The following is a 24,691-nucleotide window of genomic DNA, read 5'->3' as shown; positions in this document are numbered from 1 at the left end:
TCTCCCATAGAACGATATCCAGTTAGCCTTATCCAGATAAATAACATCAACAAATCACTGAACGGGATAAAATCTAGCGTAGATAAAATGGTGTAACAATGAATGTCCAACTCGAAGTCTGTATTGATAATCTAGAATCTTTACCAAATGCCATTGCAGGTGGCGCAACACGCATCGAACTCTGCTCATCTCTCGCATTAGGTGGTTTAACACCAAGCTATGGCCTTATGAAAAAAGCCGCCGAGCTCTCTACTGTTCCGGTATACGCGATGATCCGTCCAAGACAAGGGGATTTTCTTTATCAAGACTCTGATATTGACTCTATGCTGGAAGATATCCATGTAGCCAAACAGGCAGGACTTCAAGGTATCGTTTTTGGCTTACTTACCGCAGAGGGTGATATCGATATTGAGCGCTCAAAACGCATTATGCAGTCAGCCGCCGGTTTAGGCGTTACCTTCCATCGAGCGATTGATCAATGTAATGACTATAACCAAGCTATTGAAGCGATAGCGGAACTAGGTTGCCAGCGAATTCTCACCTCTGGTCTTGCCGCTTCTGCCGATCAAGGGTGTGAAGTCATAGCGGATATGGTTAAAAAGGCAAATGGCCGTTTTTCAATTATGGCAGGGGCAGGAGTAAATGCTCACAACGTCACCAATATTGTTCGCTGCACAGGGATCACTGAAGTTCATTTATCCGGTAAAACAACTCGCACCAGTCATATGCTCGCCATTGCCGACAATGCAAAAATGGGCGCAAGTGATGTTGACGATTTTGCGATTCCTGTAACCAGTACCGACAAAATCAAGAAGGTTGCCGAGCGTCTTCGTTCTATATCTTGCTGACAAATATATAAACTTTACTGGATCAACCACCTTGAGGATAACTGAGTTTAGCCTAGACTTTAAATGAAAAGATGTGGAGAACAATCATGGCTAAACTGGATAAAAAAGTATATGAGTCAGAACTCAGGCAGCTTCAAATAGAGCTGGTTAAGCTACAATCTTGGGTTCAACATAAAGGGCTCAAAGTTGTCGTTTTATTTGAAGGCCGAGACGCAGCGGGAAAAGGCGGGGCAATAAAACGTATTACCGAGAAGCTAAACCCTCGTATTTGTCGTATTGCCGCACTGCCAGCCCCAACAGAGAAAGAGAAAACACAGTGGTATTTTCAACGTTATGTAGCCCACCTTCCCTCCGCGGGTGAAATTGTGCTTTTCGACCGCAGTTGGTACAACCGTGCCGGTGTCGAAAAAGTAATGGGCTTTTGTAACGATGATGAGTACGAAGATTTTTTACGTTCTTGCCCTGAATTTGAACGTATGCTTATTCGCTCTGGAATTATTTTAATAAAGTATTGGTTCTCTGTTTCCGACGAAGAGCAAGAAAAACGATTCTTAGAACGTATCAACACTCCAGTTAAGCAGTGGAAGTTTAGCCCAATGGATCTTGAATCAAGAAGCCGCTGGGCCGAATATTCTCAAGCTAAAGATAAGATGTTTAATTATACCGACACCAAGCAATCCCCGTGGTGGGTGGTTGCATCTGATGATAAAAAACGGGCTCGATTAAACTGCATTAGCCACTTCCTCTCTTGTATCGACTATCAAGATGTCAAACAGCCTAAAATAGAGCTGCCTGAAATCAATAAAGAGGGCTACATAAGAGCACCAATTGATGAGCAATCTTATGTGCCTGATAAATACTAGCGTTTACTGCTCGTAAATGAAGAGCATTAAATACCAAAAAGCCACCGCTATTATCAAAGTTTTATAAGCTAAACTTGATAGCGATGGCTTGATTATGTCAGCAGTGCAAATCGCTTATCTAGTCTCAGTAGATAACTGAGCTTGCACTTTTTTCTTCACAATCGTTTCGTTTATCCACAGAGAGAGCATAATCACCCCACCACCCAGTAATAAACGAGTCACGTCTACATCTCGGTTCCAGATTAAAATATTCACCACCAGCCCGGCTGGAACCAATGCGTTATTCATCACAGCCAAAGCGCCGGCATTAACTAAACACGCCCCTTTATTCCAGATGAAATAACCAAGGCCAGACGCAACCAACCCTAGGTAAACCAAGATGCCCCACTGTAGATTAGTGGTTGGTAGCTTTTCAATATTGCCCATAAGAAGAAATGCGATACTGGCGACAACCAGAGCGCCTAAATAGAAATAACCAAAAACGGTATGCTGAGGCAATGAGCTTTGTTCATTCTCCATCACAACTTTATAAGCGACCTGCCCAATGGCAAAACAGAGGTTCGCCCCTTGAACAACAATAAAGCCCAATAAGAAGTTCTCATTTACCCCGGAAAATTTAATCACCATCGCGCCAGCAACAGCGATAGCCGCTGTAACCAAGTACCAAAATGAAAAGCGCCCCTTGAATAAATCATAAACTAGAGTGACATAAATGGGAGTCAGTACCGTAAACAGCAGTACTTCTGGAACAGAAAGCAGTAAAAACGATTGATAGTAAAAACAGTACATCAAGCCAAGCTGAATACCACCAATAACCATCAGTTTAATAGCGAGTAACTTGGTAACCTGACGAAACTTTAAGAAAGGCAAAAAAATAACCGCGGCCAGAGCAACACGCACCCATACTGAAAACCATGAATCAACTTGACCTGCGAGATACACACCAATAAGGCTGAAGGAGAAAGCCCAGAGTAGGGTCACGGCTGAAAGATAAAACATAATAAACGTCCATACAAATGAAAATAGATATCATTTGGAATTGTACCCGTTTAAATGAATTAAGTCTCTGAATATAAAGTTAGAATTGCATTCACAGCTATCAACACAGCGAACGACTAGCGAACGACTAGCGAATATACTCATCAATATCGTCCTCATCTAGATGACGAATGTCTTTTCCTTTAACAAAGTAAATGATGTATTCACAAATATTCTGGCAACGGTCACCGACTCGCTCTATCGCTCTAGCTGACCACATCACTTGCAAAATGTTGGGGATATTTTTGGGGTCTTCCATCATATAAGTCATCAGTTGTCGTATGACGGCCTCATACTCTTCATCTAACTTATTATCTAATTTATACACTTCTGCTGCTGCATCGACATCCATACGAGCAAACGCATCTAAAACTTGATGGAGCATAGAGATCGCTTGCCGGCATAATGGTTCTAACGACACATGGAATTTTTGTTCACGTGTGGACGGGGTTTCTATCGCAACTCTCGCGATTCGAGTAGCGACATCGCCAATTCTCTCTAAATCAGTGATGGTCTTAATAATCGCCATTACCAAGCGTAAATCTTTTGCCGTCGGTTGTCGCTTAGCAATAATTCGGGTACACGCTTCGTCAATAGAGACTTCTAACGCGTTCACTTTATGATCGTCTTTTACTACCTTTTTAGCCAACTCAATATCTTCTTTGTTAAGCGCTTGCATAGCAAAAGAGAGTTGCTGTTCGACTAAGCCTCCCATAGTGAGTACATGGGTTCGAATAGATTCTAGCTCTACATTGAACTGTCCTGAAATATGACGACCAAAATGCATAATTGCCCTTGTAACCTTATCCGTATCTTCCGGTGATGTAATCTTCCGTTCGTTTTTTTACCGGTGAGGTAAATATCGAATCGGTATCGTTGTACTCCACTAGCTTACCTAAATGTACAAATGCTGTATAGTCACTCACTCTGGCAGCCTGCTGCATATTATGAGTAACAATCACCACGGTGTATTTGGTTTTTAACTCGTTAATCAACTCTTCTATGGTTAACGTTGAAATAGGGTCCAGCGCAGACGTTGGTTCGTCCAATAACAACACTTCCGGTTCAATCGCAATGGCTCTGGCAATCACCAATCGCTGCTGTTGCCCACCAGATAAACCAAAAGCGCTCTCATGTAACCGATCTTTCACCTCATCCCATAGTGCTGCTGCTTTCAACGACTTCTCAACCGCATCGTCCAATACACGGGCGTTTTTTACACCTTGTAACCTTAAGCCGAACACCACATTTTCGTAAATAGATTTGGGGAACGGATTCGGTCGCTGGAATACCATACCAACCCGTCTTCGCAAGGTCGCTACGTCAACATTTTCATGATAAATATTATTTCCATAAAGACGAACATCACCTTCTATGCGGCAACCTTCAACCAGATCATTCATTCGGTTAAGACACCTTAATAAGGTTGACTTTCCACACCCCGATGGACCGATAAAGGAGGTCACTTTTCCTTTTGGTATACCCATTGAGATATCCACAAGAGCCTGACTATTTTTATAGAATAAGTTCAGGCCATCGATGGCAATAGCAGTATCATCATCAGACAAATTATTGACATCAAGTGGTGGTTCATAACCTAGCGTTGAACTAACCGAATACATAATTAATCTTGTCCTAGAGAGCGATATTTCTCTCGTAAATTATTTCTAATATTAATAGCCGTTAAGTTAAGTCCAACTACAACCATAACCAGTAAAAAAGAAGTAGCATAGACCAATGGCCTCGCCGCTTCAGTATTTGGAGCCTGAAAACCAACATCATAAATATGGTATCCCAGATGCATGAATTTTCGCTCCAAATGGATATAAGGAAAATTGCCATCAACGGGCAAACTAGGCGCAAGCTTTGCTACGCCAACGAGCATTAAAGGGGCAACTTCTCCCGCGGCCCTAGCAACAGCCAATATTAAGCCAGTAATTATAGCTGGGCTCGCCATCGGAATAACAATTCTCCACAAGGTTTCAAATTGCGTCGCGCCTAAGGCATAAGAGCCATGGCGTACTGAAGATGGAATTCGGCTTAACCCCTCTTCTGTAGAGACAATCACCACTGGCAGAGTTAACAGTGCTAATGTCAATGCAGACCACAATATTCCCGGCGTTCCAAATGTTGGTGTGGGCAATTTAGCGCTATAAAAAAACTCATCTATTGAACCACCAATCGTGTACACAAAAAAGCCAAGACCAAATACGCCATATACTATAGATGGAACCCCGGCAAGGTTGATCACCGCGACTCGTATCAAACGAGTAAGGGCATTATTCGCTGCATACTCATGTAAATACACGGCGGCAATAACACCTAGAGGAGTAACAATCACCGACATCATTAATACTAAGAATACCGTGCCAAAAATGGCCGGAAATACGCCACCTTCAGAGTTGGCTTCCCTGGGTTCATCGACGATAAATTTCTTTACCTGAACAGCCCAATGCCACAGTTTTTCACCCATTGACATGGTATTTGGATACCAAGCATCGAGTATAACTTCTAAAGAGAGTTTGCTCTGCTGTCCGGTCATATCCTCAACAAGCAAGTACTCCCCCCTTAATCGAGAGCGAAGTAGTTCTAACTTAGCTTCAGATTCAAACAACAAAGAAGTGAGTACTCGCTTTCTTTCATTGTATTGCTGAATATACTCATCGGTTAAGCTTTGATTGAGTTCTTGCTTGCGTTTTTCCAGTCGTAATTGATTTAGCTCCCAGCCTATTTGCCGTATTTCACCATTAGAAATACGTTCAATTTCTATGCGTAGCGTATTGGCAAAATCAATAGCATGCTCAATATGCGTGGCTATATCTGTAGTATATCGACCATTTTCAGTGATATAGGCTAACGGGCGACCAAAGAAATCACCATTTTGGCTACGTTCAAATACAGCCCACTCTTTAGGCGGTTCTTTCTCGGTAACATCTTCAACCAGCAAAGAGATAAAATCGAGAGAATAGAGTTCACGGTTGGCTATCTTTATACTGAGACGCTCAACTTTTCCTGATGCTAATGCTTGTTCCGATAGCTCGCTTTTATCAATGGAGAGGTAATCAATGGGAACACTATCACGTTGGTAAACCTGACCAACAATCCGCTTACCATTGCTGTCTTGCCACTCCAATAGAGGCGCTGGCCAAAAATAGGTGAGCCCTTTCCAACCGATTAACAACAATAGCCCAAATACCGATATCAAACTGATACTTACTGCACCACCTGATAACCATATCCAAAGTTTTCCTGACATTGCCCACTGCTTAATAGAATTCACTGTTAATACCTACATTGAGCTATATTTGTCTTTTAATCGTTGTCTAACGATTTCGGCCAATGAGTTCACCACGAAAGTAAAGATCAATAGAAGTAACGCAGCCAAAAACAACAAACGATAATGCGTATCTCCCACTTCTGATTCCGGCATTTCAACCGCAATTGTCGCGGATAAACTTCGCATTCCTTCAAACACATTGATATCCATTATTGGCGTATTACCCGTCGCCATAAGAACAATCATTGTTTCCCCCACCGCTCTTCCTAAACCAATCATGATTGCCGAAAATATACCTGGACTAGCCGTAAGCAGTACCACATAGACTAAGGTTTGCCACTGAGTTGCACCTAATGCGAGCGAACCATCAGATAAGTGCTTGGGTACAGAAAAAATGGCATCTTCTGCGATGGTAAATATGGTAGGAATGACCGCAAAACCCATCGCCATACCCACCACCAGCGCGTTACGCTGATCATAATTGAAGCCATGTTCCGCTAAAAATATCCTGACATCCCCATTGAATAACCACTGCTCAATAGTCGCGGACATATTAAGACCAAACACCATAATGGCAAGAAACACAGGAATCAAAATAATGGCATGCCAGCCATTAGGCAGTCGTTTCATTAACTGAGCAGGAAAGGTATTCCAAAGTAAGCCTACCGCTATCGCAGAGATAGGCATCATGATCATCACAACCACCACACCAGATAAATTGTTTTCCACTATAGGAGCAAGCCATAAACCAGCAAGAAAACCAATAATAACCGTCGGTAAAGCTTCCATAAGCTCAACTGCTGGCTTCACCACGCTTCGCATAGGAGAAGACATAAAATAAGCTGTGTATATGGCTCCAAAAACGGCAATTGGCACAGAAAACAGCATCGCATAGAAGGTGGCTTTTAAGGTACCAAAGGCAATAGGTATTAAACTAAACTTTGCTTCGAAATCATCACTAGCGGAAGTTGATTGCCAAACAAATTGCGCTTCAGGATAACTCTCATACCACACTTTCTGCCATAAAGAGCGGAATGAGACTTCTGGGTGCGCATTTTCAATTTGATAAGTAGACAGATGGGATTTAGTCGCGGCAAGCAGGTATTTTTCATTAGCAGAAAGAGCGGCACTCTCCGGTATTGACGTAAATATCTTCTCAGAAAAGAGATGATTCTCACTTGTTGTATAAAAGCTGTTTATTTCACCACTTTGATGAATGGTATAAAAACCTTTACGAAAGGTATCCGGAATAAGTATAGAAACCGCTTCGCCTAATTCAAAGTCACGAATTTTAGTTAACTTTCGCTCACCTTGGCTTAACACATCAAACCATTGCGACGTTGAATTGTCCTTATGAGTGACTAACAGAGATTGAGCTCCTGCAAGAAGCTCTATGTTGTCCACGGACTTACTGCTGTCTCCCTGTGATAAATCAATCACTTCTCTAACCGTATAGCTTTGCGCGGTATACACCATGACCACTAACGCACTGTTAGAAAGTACAAACAGTTGTTGACCATCAGGGGATAGTAATAACTTCTTTATATTATTTGGAAAGTTGGGTAGCGAAATTCGATTCGTTTGCCAGCTAGCTTTGGCTTGATTGTCCGAAAGTGCCTGTACGACTTCCACTGCATTTACCTGCCCCCCTTCACTCACTGACACAAAAAAACCAGAGTGCTGATCGATGGCAAAGGAAAATTGTTCAATCGGGTTTCGATCAGGATCGAGGAGTATTGGTTTACCGTCATAAAAGGCTTGCATATCTGGTGTCAATATTCGGCCTTCCGCAGTAAAAGAGACGCTGTATTTGGGCTTAACGGCTATCACTTCACCTTGCTTACTGGCATAAGCAAACCACCCTTTCGCTCTATCACCTTTGGTGAAGCTATTGGGCTGAACCATAACTTGAGTAGTTAATAATGTATTGGCTTTATTTTGCTCAAACCCAATATAGCTAAGCTCTCCTTGCTCATCGAATAGATAGGCATTTTCACCATACTCACCAACGCCAACGGCGACAATATCATTGCTATATGGGTATGAGTACTGTGCAAGGCGTTCAATGCTGCCACTAGAAAAGACCGGAAGAACAATCATTAGCAGATAGAAGAAAATCAGCATAATGGCGGCTAACACGGCGATCGCGCCACTGATCACTGTAAAGCGAGCCAAACGATCTTTTATATATCGTTTTTTATCCCTCTCTTTCAATGAAAACCCGGCAGTGGCCATTTTATCTTTCTCTCTCTTTATCGCGACTAGGGTCTATTGACCTTAATATATTTCGTTTATATGACAGTTAGATTACACTAAAAGAGAAGAACCAAGTAACTTAAAGGTATAAATCTATACCCAATTTCATACGTAGGCGTCTTTGAAATATTTTTGTAACAAAAAACACCTACCTTTCACTTCAGATCTTTTTATATAAAGTAAAGATCACCGTTAAATGCTAACAAAATCGGAAGGTAACATGAGCGCAGAAAAGCTGTATATAGATAAAGAATTAAGTTGGCTATCCTTTAACGAACGAGTTTTACAAGAAGCGGCAGACAAAAATGTACCGCTCATTGAACGAATTCGCTTCCTAGGTATTTATTCCAATAATCTAGATGAGTTCTACAAAGTTCGCTTTGCCGACGTAAAACGTCGAATCCTTATCTCAAAAGAGAGTGGCGGCAACGATGACGCGAAAATCTTACTATCAAAAATGCAAACGAAAGCGGCGCAGTTAGAGACCGATTTTGATGAACTTTATAGTGAACTATTATTAGAGATGGCTCGTCGACGAATTTTTCTTGTCAATGAAACACAGTTAAATGAAGTTCAACAGCAGTGGGTTACCCAATATTTCCGTAAGGAAGTGCTGCCTCATATAACCCCGCTATTAATGACTGAAGAAATCGATGTCCTACAGTTTCTAAAAGATGAGTACGCTTATTTAACGGTAGAGTTGAAAAAGAAAAAGAAAAAAGATCGCAATCAATACGCGCTATTAGAAATTCCTACCGACCAACTTCCCCGTTTTGTTATGGTGCCAGAGCAGAAAGGTAAACGGCGTAAAACCATCATTCTGCTCGACAATATTATTCGCTACTGTCTTGATGATATTTTTCGAGGGTTCTTTGAGTACGAATCTCTCTCTTGTTACTCAATGAAAATGACCCGTGACTCTGAGTATGATCTCGGTTTTGAAGTTGAACACAGCCTGTTAGAACAAATGTCTGAAGGTGTTGCACAGCGACTAACGGCGATGCCTGTCCGGTTTGTATACGAACGTGAAATGCCAAAAGAGATGCTCTCTTTCTTGTGCGAAACATTACAAATATCGAACTATGACAACCTAATTGCAGGCAGTCGTTATCACAACTTTAAAGATTTTATCGGCTTTCCTAATGTAGGACGCGACTACTTAGAAAACAAACCGCTACCACCATTAACGTGTGCGGATTTTGATGACTATGATAACAGCTTCGATGCCATAAAAGCGAAGGATATCCTTCTTTATTACCCTTATCACACCTTTGATCATATTACGGAATTGGTTCGTCAAGCGTCGTTTGACCCAAAAGTTCGCAGTATAAAAATTAACATCTACCGAGTTGCTAAGCACTCTAAATTGATGAACTCGCTAATTGATGCAGTACACAGTGGCAAAGAGGTCACCGTAGTGGTTGAGCTGCAAGCAAGGTTTGATGAAGAGGCCAATATAGAGTGGTCAAAAGTACTGACCGAAGCAGGTGTACATGTTCAGTTTGGTGCGCCCGGTTTAAAAATTCACTCAAAATTACTGCTTATATCTCGTCGAGAAGGGGACGAAATCGTTCGTTACGCTCATATTGGTACAGGTAACTTCCATGAGAAAACCGCTCGTATTTATACCGACTTTACGTTGCTGACGGCGGATCCTGAAATCACCAATGAAGTAAGGAATGTCTTTGGCTATATTGAAAACCCATACCGGCCAGTTAAGTTTAATCATCTTATTGTTTCACCACGAAACTCACGGAGTCGACTGTACAAATTAATCGACAACGAAATTGCCAATGCAAAAGAGGGCAAAAAGGCCGGTATAACAATAAAAATCAATAACCTAGTAGATAAAGGAATGATCAATAAACTTTATGGTGCCAGTGCTGCTGGGGTAAAAATCAAAATGATTATCCGCGGTATGTGCTCACTGGTTCCTGATGTGAAAATGATCAGTGATAATATAGAAATTATCAGTATTGTTGACCGATTCTTAGAACACCCTAGGGTAATCATCTGCGAGAATGGTGGCGATCCTTCGGTCTATATCTCTTCCGGTGATTGGATGACGCGTAATATCGATTATCGTATTGAAGTCGCCGTTCCTATTAAAGATAGCCGACTGAAAAACCGCATTCAGGATATTATTGATATTCACTTTACTGATACAGTAAAAGCGCGCTGGATAGATAAAGAGATGAGCAATACGTATGTCCCTCGCGGTAACAGAAAGAAAATTCGTTCTCAAATCGCTATATATGATTATATTAAGCAAGCAGAGAAGGATACCCGAGCAGAAAATAAGATACTAAATAATGAATGAAAAACTGGGCCTAAATAGCCGACAAATTGCAGCAATAGATCTTGGTTCTAATAGTTTCCATATGGTCGTCGCATCGGTGGCTGGCAATGACCTTCAAATTATTAGTCGCCATAAACAGCGAGTTCGTTTGGCATCAGGACTAGATAAAAGCCGAATCTTAAGTGAAGAAGCGATTCAGCGAGGACTAGACTGTTTAGCCATGTTTGCAGAACGCTTGCAAGGGTTTGAAATTGGTGATGTAAGAATCGCCGCTACTCATACTCTACGGCAAGCAAGAAACGCCTCGTTTTTCATTCGTCGGGCAAAAGAGATCCTCCCCTTTCCTGTGGAAATTATTCCCGGAACAGAGGAGGCGCGACTGATCTATTTAGGCGTGGCACACACCCAAAGTGAATCAAGATCTAAACTGGTGATTGATATTGGTGGCGGCAGTACCGAAATGATCATTGGTGATGGTTTTGATGCAGAGCTCGTCAACAGCACCTTGATGGGATGCGTAAGCTTTACCGAACAGTACTTTGCAAACGGAAAGCTCTCATCCAAAAACTTTGCTGCGGCCAGTATCGCCAGCCAACAACAGTTTGAGTCTTTGGTGAAACCCTATAAAAGAAAAGGCTGGCAACTCGCTCTTGGCTCTTCTGGCACCATCAAGGCAATTCGAGATGTACTCATCGCGATCGGTTACGACGATGGCGTAATTACGACCAAACGAATCCAGAAGCTCATCGAAACCTTATGCCAGTTTGACTCCATTGACGATATTAAGCTCGATGGTTTAAGTGATGATCGGAAGCCGGTATTTGCCGCAGGAGTGGCCATATTAGATGCCATTATGTCTGGGCTAAATATTAAAGAGATGCACTTTTCTGATGGAGCACTAAGAGAAGGGTTACTGTATGAAATGGAAGAACGTTTTGAGCGTACCGACATTCGTATGAGAACCACAGAGAATCTCGCCCAGAAACATCTAGTCGATCTCAATCATGCCGATAGAGTTCGCCAGCAAGCTTTCTCCTTCCTCAAACAGATAACCAGCAACAAAGTAATAAAGAAAAATCATGAACTGGCCTCTTTACTTGGCTGGAGTGCACTGCTTCATGAAGTAGGATTGAGTATCAGTTATCAAGGCTGCCACCGCCATGCCGCCTACATATTGCGTTATACCAATATGCCCGGCTTTAATGCCGAACAACAACTGATTTTATCCACTCTGGTTCGCTTTCACCGTAAGTCTCTCAAACTCCATGAAATGGAAGAGTTCACTCAATATAAGAAGAAGCAAGTCATTCAGCTTATCCGAATTCTTCGTTTGTCTGTGTTGTTAAATGGTCAACGAAGTGAAGAACCTTTACCTAATTTGCAGTTGGTAGTGGAAAAGGAAGATCACTGGAAATTAACCAGTGATGACAAAAACTGGTTGGAAAACAATAAATTGCTGCATGCTGACTTGGTGTCTGAGCAAGAGAGGTGGCAAAAAGCCGAATGGCTATTGGAGTTCTAGTTACTCCCAACGATTGCATATTCGTCGTTCAACGAGCGTCCACATATTGAATAAACCTTGGCTCAAAACTAAGGTTTATTCGAAACAACGCCACTCAATTGTTCGCAAAACCAACTTTCTCAAGCTCTTTTGCCGCAAGATCTTTTGATATAGCGACATAGCCATCTTTCTCAACTATTTGTTGTCCCTCTTTTGAGTAAATGAAACGAATAAATTCACGCTCAATTAGAGACATCGCTTTCGCTGGGTGTTTATTCACATAAACATATAGGTAACGAGAAAGAGGATAACGGTTTGACAATATATTGCTTTTATTGGCTTCTATATACTGTTCACCCTGATGGGCGATTGGCAGCAGCTTTACACCAGAGACGCGATAACCAACACCAGAATAACCAATGGCATTAATTGAAGAAGCAACAGCTTGAACGACCGATGCAGAGCCGGGTAGTTCATTAACATTTGGAGAGAAATCACCACCACACAAAGCGACTTTCTTAAAATAGCCGTAGGTTCCTGAAACCGAATTTCGCCCAAAAAGTTGAATACGTCGTTTAGCCCAATTCCCTTCTACGGATAGAGCCTGCCAGCTACTGATCTGTTTATTTGCGCCGCAGCGCATAGTACTAGAAAAAATACTGTCGATCTGTTGGAAGTTAAGCCCTTTAATGGGGTTATCTTCGTGCACAAAAATCCCTATGGCATCAATAGCCACTTTTAACTCGACAGGCTTGTAACCGTATTCACGTTCAAACGCTTCAAGCTCTTTTAACCGCATTGGACGACTCATAGGACCAAATTGAGCCGTTCCTTCCGTTAATGCTGGCGTCGCCGTTGATGAACCTGAAGCTTGAACCTGAATATTGACATTGGGGTAGTAGCTATTAAATTTCTCGCTCCACAATGACATCATGCTGGCAAGAGTATCTGAACCAATGGAAGTTAGGTTACCCGTTAGTCCGGGAACTTTTTTATAACTGGAGAGCTCTTTGCTAAGCCCCGATGGACTTGCAATAAGAAGGATGGAATAAACAGCACTCAATATAAATCGATTCACGCCATTACCTAACTATTAAACGTTTTGGCAAAACAAAGGAGAACTGGCTTCCAATACCCACTTCGCTGCTTATTTCTAACGCTGAATCATGATGATTAAGGGCATGTTTAACTATCGCTAACCCTAACCCGCTACCGCCCGTTTCTCTAGAGCGAGCTTTGTCTACTCGATAAAAACGTTCCGTAAGGCGATGCAGATGTTGAGGCTCAATACCGTCGCCACTGTCTTCCACATCAAGATGAGCGCCACGATTGGTTTTATACCAGCGCACATGTATTTGAGCTCCCGCAGGAGTGTATTTCACCGCATTATAAACCAAGTTAGATATTGCACTGCGCAGCTGATCTTCATCACCCAACACTTTAAGAGAGTCATCCACATCAAAATAGAGCTGATGCTTATCTTGTCCACTTAATGTGCTGGCCTCTTTCTCCAATACTTCCAGCATATTGGGTACATTCACCACTTCATCAAGTTCATGCATAGGAGCCGCTTCAATCTTAGACAAAGTAAGGAGTTGATTGACTAACGCATTCATGCGATTTAGCTGTTCCGTCATCACGCCATGAGCTTTTGGCCACATAGGACCTTGCAGCATTTCAACATCTTCCGTCATCTCCAGATAACCTTGTAATACCGTCATAGGTGTACGCAGTTCATGAGACACATTGGCAAAAAAGTTTCTTCTCATCCCTTCGAGTTGCTTTAATTGGCTCACATCACGAACCACCATTAAGTGCTCCCCTTCCATATAAGGCACAATACGTAACTCCAGCATTCTCTCGACATTTAACGGCGAACGCATTTCCAAAGGATCGGAAAAATTACCTTTATTGAGGTACTTAATAAAATCAGGGGTTCGAATAAGATTTGAAATAGGCTGACCTGAATCATCAGGCCAACGGAAACCTAACAGATGCTGGGCCAATTTATTGCACCAAACGATATTGCCTTCGCTTCTAAATACCACAACGGCATCAGGCAATGACTCAGCACCATTGCGGAAACGTCGAATTAAACTAGTCAGCTCTTTACGCTTTCTTCTTTGTCTCTGGCTTAAACGATAGATACCATTAAATAGACCTTCCCAGTGCCCGGTGCCAGAGGGAGGCGTTAATCTTTTTTCGTCCCATAGCCAAGAAGACAAACGAATTTGATTATGGAAGTGCCATAAAAGTTGAATAGCCGTGGCAGCAAGCAGCAACCACGACATATAGCCGAACAACCAACCTATTAGCACCCAAGGAGCGTAAAAAAAAGCCAATGACCACACTAGCTTTTTCCAGGTTAACTTCTCAATCATTCAGCCCCTCGTAACGGTACGTTATGCCTTGGTGGAAAAGCGATAACCCGCACCACGCACAGTTTGAATCAGCTTGTCATGGTTCGCACCTTCCAGTGCTTTACGCAGTCGTCGGATATGCACATCAACCGTGCGGTCCTCAACGTATACGTTGGTTCCCCAGACATTATTTAGTAGCTGTTCTCGGCTATAAACTCTCTCTTGATGAGTCATAAAGAAGTGCAGCATTTTAAACTCGGTAGGTCCCATATCGAGTGGCGCATCATTGGCCGTGACACGATGAGAAACAGGATCGAGTTTCAAACCATGCACATCGATAACATCTTCCAATGCAGTAGGTGATACTCTGCGAATAACCGCTTTTAGTCTCGCCACCAGCTCTTTCGGTGAAAATGGCTTGGTAATATAGTCATCAGCACCCACTTCTAACCCGCGCACTTTATCTTCTTCTTCACCGCGAGCAGTTAGCATAACAACCGGTATGTGTTTGGTTATATCTTCACGCTTTAGATGCTTGATAAGATTGATACCAGAACCACCAGGTAACATCCAATCTAACAGTATAAGATCAGGATAGGGTTCGCACAGCTTATTAAGAGCCATCTCATAATCTTCTGCCTCTACCACTTGATATCCTTTTTGCTCAAGAACAAAGCACAACATTTCACGAATGGGAGCTTCATCTTCAACAACCAAAATCCTTCTCGACATAATTGAGTAACCTTTAAGTTTCTGTCAACACTATGCATTATCTTTACTAAATATGACACTTTTGTGACCATTGCAAACTATTTTTCATACAACTGTCGTCTCAATTTAATGGAACTCATGATCATTAACTTGTTTAGAAGCAGAGTACCGTTTGTTACAACATTCACTACCGTTCGTCGGTGGAACTGGTATTATTACTGCCCTTGATTTTAGAGTAGAGAAATATAATGTGGTTTAAAAACTGTCTAGCCTATCGCTTTAATCGTGATATCGATTTCGACGCAGAAAAACTTGAACAGCAACTCGAAGAGTTTCGCTTTAAGCCTTGCGGAAGCCAAGATAAGAGTAAGTTTGGCTGGACAAATGCCATGGGTAAATTTGGCGACACATTGACGCATCTGAGTGAAGGGCGAATCTTAATCTGTGCCAAAAAAGAGGAAAAAATTCTGCCCGCTTCCGTTGTTAATGACAATATGGCAGAGAAGATAGAAGCGCTGGAGCTGCAAGAAGGCCGCCCAGTTAAGAAAAAAGAGAAAGACAATATTAAAGAAGATATTTTAGTCGATCTGCTTCCTCGCGCATTCAGCCGTAGCCAGTTCACCTACGTACTCATTCTTCCAAAAGAGGGAATGATAGTGGTAGATGCGTCAAGTTATAAGAAAGCTGAAGACGTATTGGCGCTGTTACGTAAAAGCATTGGTAGCTTGCCTGTTGTTCCAGCGATTCCAGAAGCCCCAGTAGAAAATACCTTAACCGAATGGGTAAAAACTGGCGAAACACCAGCAGACATTACTTTACTTCATGAAGCTGAATTACAATCCCTTCAAGAAGAAGGTGGCGTAATTCGCTGTAAAAAGCTGGAATTAAGCTCTGACGATATTGTTAACCATCTTGAAGCCAATAAAATTGTCACCAAGCTTGCTCTAAACTGGCAAGAGCGTATTGATTTTGTACTGGCGGACGATGCTAGCATTAAACGCCTTAAGTTTAGCGATGAGCTAAAAGATCAAAATGAAGATATTCCAAGAGAAGATCGAGCAGCACGTTTTGATGCCGATTTCTCTTTGATGAGCTCAGAACTCAGTAGCTTCTTGCCTAATCTATTTGAGTTACTTGGTGGGTTACCGGCTCAGAACGGATAATTCTTCCATTAACTATAGCGATGCACTGCAATTTGCAAATCGCGACGCAAAGTGCGATGAAGTAAAGAAATTCACTTCATCGCTTTTTATTATCTTCAGTTTCCTCTTCCTTACTTTTCAAGTAGAATTCGCCCTCCATTAAATGCTCATATTTAACGCATATTTTACTATGTAATGAGTATCCGATTGCGCTATTAGGTAGTGCAATTCTGACTTGACATCAGACTAGAGAATAAAAGCAATGTTTAAACCAGAATTACTGTCTCCAGCAGGCAGCTTGAAGAATATGCGATACGCCTTTGCCTATGGTGCAGATGCCGTATACGCAGGACAACCTAGATACAGCCTCCGCGTGAGAAACAACGAGTTTAACCACGAAAATCTGCAAATTGGTATTGATGAAGCTCACGCTCAAGGTAAGAAGCTTTATGTGGTTTGTAATATTCAGCCTCATAATTCAAAGCTGAAGACCTTCATTCGTGACTTAAAGCCCGTTGTCGATATGGGCCCTGATGCCTTAATTATGTCTGATCCAGGCTTAATCATGATGGTTCGTGAAGCCTTTCCTGATATGGCCATTCATCTTTCTGTTCAAGCTAACGCCGTAAACTGGGCGACCGTAAAATTCTGGTCTACTCAAGGTGTGGAAAGGGTCATTCTCTCTCGTGAACTATCATTAGAGGAAATCGAAGAGATTCGTGAGCATTGCCCTGAAACTGAGCTAGAAATTTTTGTTCATGGCGCGCTATGTATGGCTTACTCTGGTCGTTGTCTGCTTTCTGGTTACATCAATAAACGAGATCCTAACCAAGGCACTTGCACCAATGCTTGTCGCTGGGAATATAAAGTAGAAAAAGCACAAGAGAGTGATTCTGGCCAAATTGTGGAAATTCAAGAAGCCGTTGAACGCCCAGACAATACACTAGGCTTAGGCAAGCCAACGGATGAGGTTGTGTTGCTCTCTGAAAGCCACCGACCAGAAGAAAAAATGGCGGCTTTTGAAGATGAACACGGCACGTATATTATGAACTCCAAAGATCTTCGTGCCGTTCAACACGTAGACCGATTAACCAAAATGGGTGTTCACTCTTTAAAAATTGAAGGCCGTACTAAATCATTTTACTACTGCGCAAGAACCGCTCAAGTTTACCGTAAAGCTATCGACGATGCGGTAGAAGGAAAGCCTTTTGACGAAAGCCTATTGGGTACCTTGGAAAGCCTAGCTCACCGTGGATACACAGAAGGCTTCCTACGTCGTCACACTCATGATGCGTATCAAAACTACGACTATGGTTACTCTGTATCCGACACTCAGCAGTTTGTCGGAGAGTTCACTGGCAAACGCCGCGGTGATCTTGTTGAAGTTGACGTAAAAAATAAATTTGTTGTTGGTGATCAATTAGAATTAATGACACCTCAAGGAAACATTACCTTTACGCTAGAAAAAATGGAAAACCGAAAGTCAGAGCAGATCGATGATGCAAAAGGTAACGGTCACTTTGTCTTTATCCCTGTTCCAGAAGAGATAGAGCTAGAATACGCTCTGCTTATGCGCAATTTTACCTCAGGTCAAGATACGCGTAATCCGAACAAAAAATAATCGATGATTTTGTAATAAAAATATTACTAATTATAAAGGCTTACTATGGTAAGCCTTTTTTGTATGTAAAAAATGATATATTTACTATTGAAAATCCGGTATCAATTATGCATATTAATCAAGGTATCAATAATTCGGCAAACTCTTGCCCTGACGAAGGGAATAGCTAAAAGGACGAAATTAAGAGTTTGGCAGACGGTGTAATATGAGTAATTTATATAAAATTGAATCCTACTGTGAAACTAGCGTAAAACGCATAGAAGAGTGTATCAGAAACTCTGGCGGTCAATGTGTCGTAAGAGGTTGGGCGATCATCACAAACTATGTGTTTGATGATCAGCAAAGCAGCCAAATTTTGCATTTGATTTCTAAGATCACAGACGAACTAAGCGATGATGACGTAAACACTTGGTCTAATTATCAGCTTATTGCTGCTTAACCCCTTCACTATTAGCTATTGTGCGATTATTTAGTTAATAATCGTAGCGATTTTCTGCGCTCAATAAGTCTAGAGATTCACAACCAATATGCTAAACTTCGCGCCTCATTATACCCCGAGGCGGACTCCGCTTTTGTTATATCGTAAAGGTAACATTTACTATGGCGCTACTCATTCAAAATAGCTGCATCAACTGTGACATGTGTGAACCAGAATGCCCCAATGGTGCCATCTCTATGGGAGCAGAGATCTATGAGATAGATCCACTTTTATGCACAGAGTGTAAAGGTCACTATGAGAAGCCAACCTGCCAATCCGTTTGCCCTATTACTAAATGTATCATTACTGATCCCCAACATATTGAGTCCGATGAAGAATTATTAGATAAATTTGTTATTATTCAAGGGTTAACATAGTTATCAATCAAGATATTCACTGACTAGATTGTGAGTCGTCACAGGCAAAAATCACCGTAAAAATAACTGTTCACTCATTTTGTGAGCAAAACAAGGTTTTGTAGCTGAGCAACTAGGTTATAAAATGAGCTTCACTTTGCAACCAAAGCCGTTTTATGCCACAAGATAACCTCCACACATTAATTACCTCCTTATCACAGTTGCCTCAAGTTGAAGCTGTAGCGCTTGGCGGTTCCCATACTGTTAATATGCACGATGCACTTTCAGACTACGATTTATACGTCTACACCAGTGCAGAGATCCCAATAAAAATAAGAGAGAAAATAACAGAAGAGAGCTGTGATTACATAGAGTTAAACAATCAGTTTTGGGAAACAGAAGATGATGGAATACTAAAAAACGGCACGGAAATCGACATTATTTATCGCTCTTTAGCTTGTCTAGATCAACAGCTTAGTCATACTGTATTCAACCATCAAGCGTCTGTCGGGTACTCCAGTTGCTTTTGGTTTAATCTACTCAACTCACATATTACCTTTGACAGAGAGCAGCAACTGAATAAACTCAAGTCTAAGTACTCAATTCCTTACCCTGAGGCACTGGCAAAAAATATTGTCGCAAAAAATGCCCCGTTACTCTCTAGCTCTATCGCCTACTACCCTAAACAGATAGAAAAAGCGATAAAGCGAAATGACAGAATCAGTGTCAATCACCGAGTTGCCGCCTACCTTGCTAGCTATTTTGATGTGCTTTTTGCCATCAATAAATTGCCCCATCCAGGGGAGAAAAGAATGCTCACTTATAGTCAGGCAAGATGCTCATTACTCCCTGAAGGCATGAGTGAAGATATCAATGCCATTCTCGATTTGGCAGCCAATAACGACCTTAATCTGATCTCTTTACTAAAAGAAAACAGTGAGAAATTGCTACAATTAGCATAATTTTTTGCCGTATTCACATTGTGTTCACTTAGCCTATTTTAGAGTTTGTCAATAAGAGGTGTTCTCTCCGTTCACCTTCCTTTATTGTTCACACTCTGAGATAAATTATGTCGATACAAGCCTACTGGAAACAGAAACTAAACATTCTCTTTCCAATACTCACTTCGTTTCTCTTATTTACCGCAATCCTCTTTACTTCACGACTGGCGCTAATGCTATGGCAAAGTGAACGTATTGTAGACTCTCCTTGGTGGGCAACCATGCTGCTTAGTGGTTTACGTATTGATATTTCATCTCTCTGCTACCTGTTGATTTTGCCCTCATTATTAACCGTCTTATTTGCTGGAAGATCTGCATTTGGCCGATTTTGGCTGTACTTTTTTCGGTTATGGGTTGTCGCTGGTTTGTGGCTAATTGTCTACATGGAAATGGCGACTCCTCCTTTTATCATCGAATACGACGTAAGACCTAATCGCTTGTTTCTTGAGTATTTAATTTACCCCAAAGAAGTACTCAGCATGCTCTGGACAGGTTATAAATTGGAATTGGCTATCGGAACTCTTGGTAGCGCGCTCACCCTTTATTTGGGGTGGGGATTTAGCAAAAAGATCGTAGATAACTTGCACTTTCCAAAATGGTATTGGCGTCCAGTCCTTGCCATTATTGTATTGGCAGTCGGGGTTATGGGTGCCCGTTCTACTTTGCAAAATAGACCGATGAACCCCGCTCTGGTCTCTTTCTCTACCGACCCGTTGATAAATGATTTGGTACTCAATTCGTCTTATTCAATGATTTTTGCAGCAAAAGGGATGGCGAGCGAAGAAAATGCATTTGATTATTACCCAAAAATGGCGGAAGAAAAAATCATCTCTTTAGTGAGAGAGTCGGCTAATATGCCCGCAACGTATAATCTTAACTCGACGTCACCGACTCTCAGTTATCGGCAAGCCAGTTTTCAAGGGAAGCCCAAAAACTTAGTCATATTGCTACAAGAAAGTTTAGGAGCACGATATGTTGGCGCATTAGGAGGGCTGCCTCTTACTCCAAATCTAGACCAATTAATTAATGAAGGCTGGTCTCTTGATAATCTCTATGCCACGGGAACACGCTCAGTACGAGGCATTGAGGCGGTCACGACAGGATTTTTTCCTACTCCATCTCGCTCAACAGTAAAACTAACAAAAAGCCAAAGTAACTTCTTCTCTATTGCGGATGTATTAAAACAGAATGGCTATATCACACAGTTTATTTATGGTGGAGAAAGTCACTTTGATAATATGAAGTCATTTTTCTTAGGAAATGGCTTCACCGACATTCAAGACCTACCGACCTTTGACTCGCCTTCTTTTGTGGGTTCATGGGGAGCATCAGATGAAGATCTCTATGATAAAGCACATCAACAGTTCTCTATGATGCAGCAGCAAAATAAACCGTTCTTTAGTTTAGTCTTTACCTCATCGAATCATAGTCCGTTTGAGTATCCACAAGGAAAAATCGAACCATATAACCAGCCTTCTGCCACTCGTGAAAACACAGCTAAATATTCAGACTATGCGTTAGGGAAATTTTTTGAAAAGGCTAAGAAATCCAACTATTGGCAAGATACTGTCTTTGTTGTCGTAGCAGATCATGATTCTCGGGCCTATGGTAATCAACTTGTCCCTATTGATCACTTTAAAATTCCAGCTGTATTTATAGGTGAAGGTATTGATGCCAAAAGAGATAATAGGTTAGCCAGCCAAATAGATTTGCCCACAACCATGCTATCCATTATCGGTATCGATGCAGAAACACCGATGCTCGGCTTCGATTTAACTCAACCGATTCCAAAAGAAAAACAGCGTGCAATGATGCAATTTAACAAGAACTTTGCATGGATGGACGCAAATAACAATATAGTTATTCTACAGCCAGATAAAGCAGCTAAAGGTTTTTACTACAATCCACAAGATAAGTCGCTCACGCCTCAGCAACAAGGTATTGAATTGGAACAGATAGCCAACGCGAATGCGCTATGGGGAAGCTTAGCCTATACGAAAGGTTACTATGCTCCAGCGTCTCAGCAACAGTATGTACTTAATAACACAGCCGAAACAGACACAATTAAGCAAACAATAGATAAATAATCATGGTCAAAAAATAGTAATGAACGTAAATAATTTCACACTAAACCCGCAACAACGTATGTATTTAGTCGCCATATCAATGTTTTTATTGATACTTTTTTTTGCCAGCCTTGTACTACCCAATGTGGATTTTTCTTCGCCACTGAATAACGCAACTGGCTTTCTACTCACGACTATCACTCAGTCTGCGGGAAAGCCATTTTTCCCAATAACCATTCTGTTGGGCGTTGCCATCGGATTTTATCATCGAAAATCTTTTGCTCGATGGGTTACAGTTTGCGGACAATTTATGATGCTATTGTTATTGGCCTTTATACTAAAATTTGGACTAAAAGCCATTACAGAAGTACCAAGACCCTATACAGACTTATTGGTTAATGCAGAACTCATTGATAGCTCAGATGCCTTCTATCAATTAAGTGATCAACAGCAATCTCTACTGATTAAAAATAGCAGTGACATATTTGGTCAATGGCGAACAGACAACTGGCTAGATGGGACCAATTACGCGTTCCCTTCAGGACATACCTTGTTTGCTGCAGTATTTGTTGCATTTTGGGGAGGATTTCTACTACAGAATAAACACTATATACTGGCAAGCACTCTTTTGCTGTGGGGTGTATCTGTCGCACTTAGCCGTATTTACTTAGCAATGCACAGTTATACGGATTTATTTGTTGCGTGTGCCTTTGTGGTGCTATTTGGCTTAGTCATTCCTATATTGCAAAAACTGCTGGCACCACTAGAAAGAGCGATAGAACGGTTACAGCATAGTTCCCAGCTTAAAAATTGCTAGCCGTTATCAGTTTCTTCAAGACAATGAGTTTAAAGTGGTCGATAAAAATACAAGGGTGACTAAATGAAGCGCATACTTATCATTGAAGATAACCGCAATATCGCTGGCATCTTATTCGATTATTTTGAAAGTAATGATATTAGCCTTGATTATGCAGACAACGGAGAGTTAGGAGTTAAGCTCGCTCAAGAGGTCAACTTTGATATTATTTTACTGGACTTAATGTTACCCAGAATGAACGGGCTGCAAGTTTGTGAAACGTTAAGGGAGTTAGGTAACAAAACCCCTATCCTTATGCTAACCGCGCTAGACAGTAAAGAAGATATGCTTACGGGTTTTAAGTATGGCGCAGACGATTATGTCACCAAGCCTTTTGATTTATCGATTCTAGAAGCAAGAATGCATGCTTTAATCAATAGATACCGAGAGACTGTGGCTAAATCAATACTCTCTTTTTCAACGATTACTATTGATCAAAAATCGCGTACAGCAACAAGGGAAGGAAAAAGCCTGATACTAAATCCAACAACTTATACCATTTTAGAGCTTTTATGTATAAAGGCGCCGGCAGTGTTAACGAGACAGGAGCTTATTCATACCCTTTGGAAAGAAGATAAAGATTGTGATGCCGTGTTACGGACTCATATTTATCAGCTTAGAAGGCAGCTAGACAAACCATTTGCTAAAGCGATGCTGCTCACTGTACCTAAAGTTGGTTTTAAACTTGAGGCGGATTCCAATGATGCTGCTCCCCTATAACACCAAAAGCCTATCTGGTCGGCTACATATTCTTTTTGTTACCTTATCAATCTGTTTTTCTCTGGTAGTTTTAGGCGTGTTTCTGATGACGCTGAGTTGGGCCGAAGATCAAGTGGGAAAGCGACGTGTTCAATTAGAAAAAGAAGTTGCCATTAAACAGTTTGTCTCTGGAGCACAAAGCCCTATTCAGCTTGATTTATTAACCAGTGCCTACAACGACATATCGCAACTTCCCATCGATATTCAAAACCTTATTAAAGATAAAAATCACTTCATTGGTGAATTCGGCGCTTTTCCCAACGCAAAAATGATCTATTTTGACCAGTATTATCATTCAGAGTCACAGCAAAATAGACCACTAATCATATTAATGGACTTTGATATCTTAGAACTCAGCATAGAAGAGATAGCTTACGGAGCATTTTATGTGTTCATTCTATTGCTTTCACTGTTACTCATTTTTAGACGACTGCTCAAATTATTGTCTCAAAAGCTAATTGACCCATTAAATGATATTGAAAGTCAGCTTAGTAACCAGATTGTAGGTAAAGACGTTCCTTTTGAAATTGAAAAGGAGGCTGCGGATGAGTTTCAGCACCTTATTAGAGAGCTCAATCATTACCGAGATGAGAATAATAAGTTATTAAAACGAGAACAAGCCTTCGCCCGATATGCCAGCCATGAACTAAGAACGCCACTCACAATCATCCAAGGGGCAAACAGTTTATTACGTAAAAAGGCTGAAAAACCGTTTTTACACAAGCAGATCAATCGAATAGATGAAGCGACTACCCAGATGAAAGTCATGGTAGATGCTCTTCTCTCAATCGTACGGTATGAGAACAGCGAAGGTCATCTTTCTGCTAGAGTTCTAACCAAAACAGAACTACAAAGCATCGTGGATAACAACATCAACTATTACGCTCCGATTCCCGTAGAGGTTTATGTCACAGTATTATCTGAACCAACCATTTATGCTTCAGAGGCAATTATTCAAATTTTAGTTGGTAATATTATTAGAAATGCCATCGAAGCATCAGACAAAGAAGACGTTGCCATTACAATGTCAGATTCCATATTGGCTATTAAAGACCAAGGTAATGGATTAATAAAATCCTCCCCCAATGGACATGGGCTAGGCTTACTTATCGTTGATGAATTGTGCAGAAAATTTGGCTGGCGATTTTCGTTAGTAGAAAACCACGATTGTCGAGGATGCTTAGCAACGATACATTTTAATACCATAAGTAACCACAACGAGCAGTAAAAGCAAAAATGGACAACAGGCCAAAGGATAC

21 protein-coding genes are annotated in these 24,691 nt (G+C 41.3%); 13 read left to right on the top strand and 8 right to left on the bottom strand.

The window, feature by feature from the left end:
- Positions 1-98 precede the first annotated feature (98 nt).
- Positions 99-848 (top strand): copper homeostasis protein CutC, encoded by a 750-nt coding sequence (locus CHJ_RS02825; protein WP_317916810.1) that lies wholly within the window; start codon positions 99-101, stop codon positions 846-848.
- Between the two features lie 86 nt (positions 849-934).
- Entirely contained in the window at positions 935-1,711 is a 777-nt protein-coding gene (gene ppk2, locus CHJ_RS02820; RefSeq protein ID WP_171753749.1) for a polyphosphate kinase 2, read from the top strand.
- A 114-nt stretch (positions 1,712-1,825) separates the two neighbouring features.
- On the opposite strand, the gene CHJ_RS02815 is transcribed toward ppk2, so the two are convergent.
- The 5 genes from CHJ_RS02815 to CHJ_RS02795 all read right to left on the bottom strand — a co-directional run bounded on the left by CHJ_RS02815 (position 1,826) and on the right by CHJ_RS02795 (position 8,261).
- Positions 1,826-2,710 (bottom strand): carboxylate/amino acid/amine transporter, encoded by an 885-nt coding sequence (locus tag CHJ_RS02815; RefSeq protein WP_317916809.1) that lies wholly within the window; start codon positions 2,708-2,710, stop codon positions 1,826-1,828.
- Positions 2,711-2,837: 127 nt separating this feature from the next.
- On the bottom strand, positions 2,838-3,536 hold the full coding sequence (gene phoU / locus CHJ_RS02810) for a phosphate signaling complex protein PhoU (protein ID WP_171753751.1): 699 nt from the start codon (positions 3,534-3,536) through the stop codon (positions 2,838-2,840).
- A 16-nt stretch (positions 3,537-3,552) separates the two neighbouring features.
- Positions 3,553-4,371, bottom strand: coding sequence for a phosphate ABC transporter ATP-binding protein PstB (gene pstB, locus CHJ_RS02805; protein ID WP_171753752.1), 819 nt, complete (start codon positions 4,369-4,371; stop codon positions 3,553-3,555).
- 2 nt (positions 4,372-4,373) lie between these two features.
- On the bottom strand, positions 4,374-6,005 hold the full coding sequence (pstA, locus tag CHJ_RS02800) for a phosphate ABC transporter permease PstA (RefSeq protein WP_317918070.1): 1,632 nt from the start codon (positions 6,003-6,005) through the stop codon (positions 4,374-4,376).
- A 33-nt stretch (positions 6,006-6,038) separates the two neighbouring features.
- Positions 6,039-8,261 carry an ABC transporter permease subunit gene (locus tag CHJ_RS02795; protein WP_317916808.1) on the bottom strand — a complete coding sequence of 741 codons (2,223 nt, stop codon included), beginning with the start codon at positions 8,259-8,261 and terminating at the stop codon, positions 6,039-6,041.
- Between the two features lie 241 nt (positions 8,262-8,502).
- On the opposite strand from CHJ_RS02795, the gene ppk1 reads away from it, so the two are divergent.
- Both ppk1 and ppx read left to right on the top strand, forming a co-directional pair.
- Positions 8,503-10,602, top strand: a complete 2,100-nt coding sequence (ppk1, locus tag CHJ_RS02790; protein WP_317916807.1) for a polyphosphate kinase 1 — start codon at positions 8,503-8,505, stop codon at positions 10,600-10,602.
- A complete protein-coding gene (gene ppx, locus CHJ_RS02785; protein WP_317916806.1) occupies positions 10,595-12,103 on the top strand; it encodes an exopolyphosphatase in 1,509 nt (502 codons plus the stop codon). Before ppk1 ends, ppx begins: the two co-directional genes overlap by 8 nt.
- Before the next feature lie 94 nt (positions 12,104-12,197).
- Here the strand turns inward: ppx and CHJ_RS02780 are convergent, their stop codons facing one another.
- The 3 genes from CHJ_RS02780 to phoB are packed head-to-tail and all read right to left on the bottom strand — an operon-like array spanning position 12,198 to position 15,174.
- Entirely contained in the window at positions 12,198-13,160 is a 963-nt protein-coding gene (locus CHJ_RS02780) for a PstS family phosphate ABC transporter substrate-binding protein (RefSeq protein WP_411861534.1), read from the bottom strand.
- 4 nt (positions 13,161-13,164) lie between these two features.
- Complete coding sequence (phoR, locus tag CHJ_RS02775; protein WP_317916805.1) at positions 13,165-14,463, bottom strand: phosphate regulon sensor histidine kinase PhoR; 1,299 nt, start codon at positions 14,461-14,463, stop codon at positions 13,165-13,167.
- A 21-nt stretch (positions 14,464-14,484) separates the two neighbouring features.
- Complete coding sequence (gene phoB, locus CHJ_RS02770; protein ID WP_171753758.1) at positions 14,485-15,174, bottom strand: phosphate regulon transcriptional regulator PhoB; 690 nt, start codon at positions 15,172-15,174, stop codon at positions 14,485-14,487.
- A 227-nt stretch (positions 15,175-15,401) separates the two neighbouring features.
- Here phoB and rdgC point away from each other — a divergent pair, with 227 nt between their 5' ends.
- From rdgC to CHJ_RS02725, 9 genes are all read left to right on the top strand, one after another.
- Complete coding sequence (gene rdgC, locus CHJ_RS02765) at positions 15,402-16,316, top strand: recombination-associated protein RdgC (protein WP_317916804.1); 915 nt, start codon at positions 15,402-15,404, stop codon at positions 16,314-16,316.
- Between the two features lie 241 nt (positions 16,317-16,557).
- A complete protein-coding gene (gene yegQ / locus CHJ_RS02760) occupies positions 16,558-17,916 on the top strand; it encodes a tRNA 5-hydroxyuridine modification protein YegQ (RefSeq protein ID WP_317916803.1) in 1,359 nt (452 codons plus the stop codon).
- Positions 17,917-18,121: 205 nt separating this feature from the next.
- A complete protein-coding gene (locus tag CHJ_RS02755; RefSeq protein WP_171753761.1) occupies positions 18,122-18,355 on the top strand; it encodes a hypothetical protein in 234 nt (77 codons plus the stop codon).
- 161 nt (positions 18,356-18,516) lie between these two features.
- Positions 18,517-18,771 carry a YfhL family 4Fe-4S dicluster ferredoxin gene (locus CHJ_RS02750; RefSeq protein ID WP_171753762.1) on the top strand — a complete coding sequence of 85 codons (255 nt, stop codon included), beginning with the start codon at positions 18,517-18,519 and terminating at the stop codon, positions 18,769-18,771.
- A gap of 155 nt (positions 18,772-18,926) precedes the next feature.
- Positions 18,927-19,712: a DUF4037 domain-containing protein gene (locus CHJ_RS02745; protein WP_317916802.1), complete on the top strand. Its 786-nt coding sequence runs from the start codon at positions 18,927-18,929 to the stop codon at positions 19,710-19,712.
- A 107-nt stretch (positions 19,713-19,819) separates the two neighbouring features.
- Entirely contained in the window at positions 19,820-21,838 is a 2,019-nt protein-coding gene (locus CHJ_RS02740) for an LTA synthase family protein (RefSeq protein WP_317916801.1), read from the top strand.
- A gap of 19 nt (positions 21,839-21,857) precedes the next feature.
- Complete coding sequence (locus CHJ_RS02735) at positions 21,858-22,634, top strand: phosphatase PAP2 family protein (protein WP_317916800.1); 777 nt, start codon at positions 21,858-21,860, stop codon at positions 22,632-22,634.
- 63 nt (positions 22,635-22,697) lie between these two features.
- Positions 22,698-23,393 (top strand): response regulator transcription factor, encoded by a 696-nt coding sequence (locus CHJ_RS02730; RefSeq protein WP_317916799.1) that lies wholly within the window; start codon positions 22,698-22,700, stop codon positions 23,391-23,393.
- Between the two features lie 85 nt (positions 23,394-23,478).
- Positions 23,479-24,660 carry a sensor histidine kinase gene (locus CHJ_RS02725; RefSeq protein ID WP_317916798.1) on the top strand — a complete coding sequence of 394 codons (1,182 nt, stop codon included), beginning with the start codon at positions 23,479-23,481 and terminating at the stop codon, positions 24,658-24,660.
- Positions 24,661-24,691 lie beyond the last annotated feature (31 nt).

The sequence above is a fragment of the Vibrio sp. MACH09 genome, from assembly GCF_033238805.1.
Taxonomy (GTDB): domain Bacteria; phylum Pseudomonadota; class Gammaproteobacteria; order Enterobacterales; family Vibrionaceae; genus Vibrio.
This window is presented reverse-complemented; position numbering and strand designations above follow the sequence as displayed.

Excerpts from the sequence above, each read along its gene's own strand:
- CHJ_RS02825 (WP_317916810.1), top strand. The coding sequence starts at position 99 with ATGAATGTCCAACTCGAAGTCTGTATTGATAATCTAGAATCTTTACCA.
- ppk2 (WP_171753749.1), top strand. The coding sequence starts at position 935 with ATGGCTAAACTGGATAAAAAAGTATATGAGTCAGAACTCAGGCAGCTT.
- CHJ_RS02815 (WP_317916809.1), bottom strand. The coding sequence starts at position 2,710 with ATGTTTTATCTTTCAGCCGTGACCCTACTCTGGGCTTTCTCCTTCAGC.
- phoU (WP_171753751.1), bottom strand. The coding sequence starts at position 3,536 with ATGCATTTTGGTCGTCATATTTCAGGACAGTTCAATGTAGAGCTAGAA.
- pstB (WP_171753752.1), bottom strand. The coding sequence starts at position 4,371 with ATGTATTCGGTTAGTTCAACGCTAGGTTATGAACCACCACTTGATGTC.
- pstA (WP_317918070.1), bottom strand. The coding sequence starts at position 6,005 with ATGTCAGGAAAACTTTGGATATGGTTATCAGGTGGTGCAGTAAGTATC.
- CHJ_RS02795 (WP_317916808.1), bottom strand. The coding sequence starts at position 8,261 with ATGGCCACTGCCGGGTTTTCATTGAAAGAGAGGGATAAAAAACGATAT.
- ppk1 (WP_317916807.1), top strand. The coding sequence starts at position 8,503 with ATGAGCGCAGAAAAGCTGTATATAGATAAAGAATTAAGTTGGCTATCC.
- ppx (WP_317916806.1), top strand. The coding sequence starts at position 10,595 with ATGAATGAAAAACTGGGCCTAAATAGCCGACAAATTGCAGCAATAGAT.
- phoR (WP_317916805.1), bottom strand. The coding sequence starts at position 14,463 with ATGATTGAGAAGTTAACCTGGAAAAAGCTAGTGTGGTCATTGGCTTTT.
- phoB (WP_171753758.1), bottom strand. The coding sequence starts at position 15,174 with ATGTCGAGAAGGATTTTGGTTGTTGAAGATGAAGCTCCCATTCGTGAA.
- rdgC (WP_317916804.1), top strand. The coding sequence starts at position 15,402 with ATGTGGTTTAAAAACTGTCTAGCCTATCGCTTTAATCGTGATATCGAT.
- yegQ (WP_317916803.1), top strand. The coding sequence starts at position 16,558 with ATGTTTAAACCAGAATTACTGTCTCCAGCAGGCAGCTTGAAGAATATG.
- CHJ_RS02755 (WP_171753761.1), top strand. The coding sequence starts at position 18,122 with ATGAGTAATTTATATAAAATTGAATCCTACTGTGAAACTAGCGTAAAA.
- CHJ_RS02750 (WP_171753762.1), top strand. The coding sequence starts at position 18,517 with ATGGCGCTACTCATTCAAAATAGCTGCATCAACTGTGACATGTGTGAA.
- CHJ_RS02745 (WP_317916802.1), top strand. The coding sequence starts at position 18,927 with ATGCCACAAGATAACCTCCACACATTAATTACCTCCTTATCACAGTTG.
- CHJ_RS02740 (WP_317916801.1), top strand. The coding sequence starts at position 19,820 with ATGTCGATACAAGCCTACTGGAAACAGAAACTAAACATTCTCTTTCCA.
- CHJ_RS02735 (WP_317916800.1), top strand. The coding sequence starts at position 21,858 with ATGAACGTAAATAATTTCACACTAAACCCGCAACAACGTATGTATTTA.
- CHJ_RS02730 (WP_317916799.1), top strand. The coding sequence starts at position 22,698 with ATGAAGCGCATACTTATCATTGAAGATAACCGCAATATCGCTGGCATC.
- CHJ_RS02725 (WP_317916798.1), top strand. The coding sequence starts at position 23,479 with ATGACGCTGAGTTGGGCCGAAGATCAAGTGGGAAAGCGACGTGTTCAA.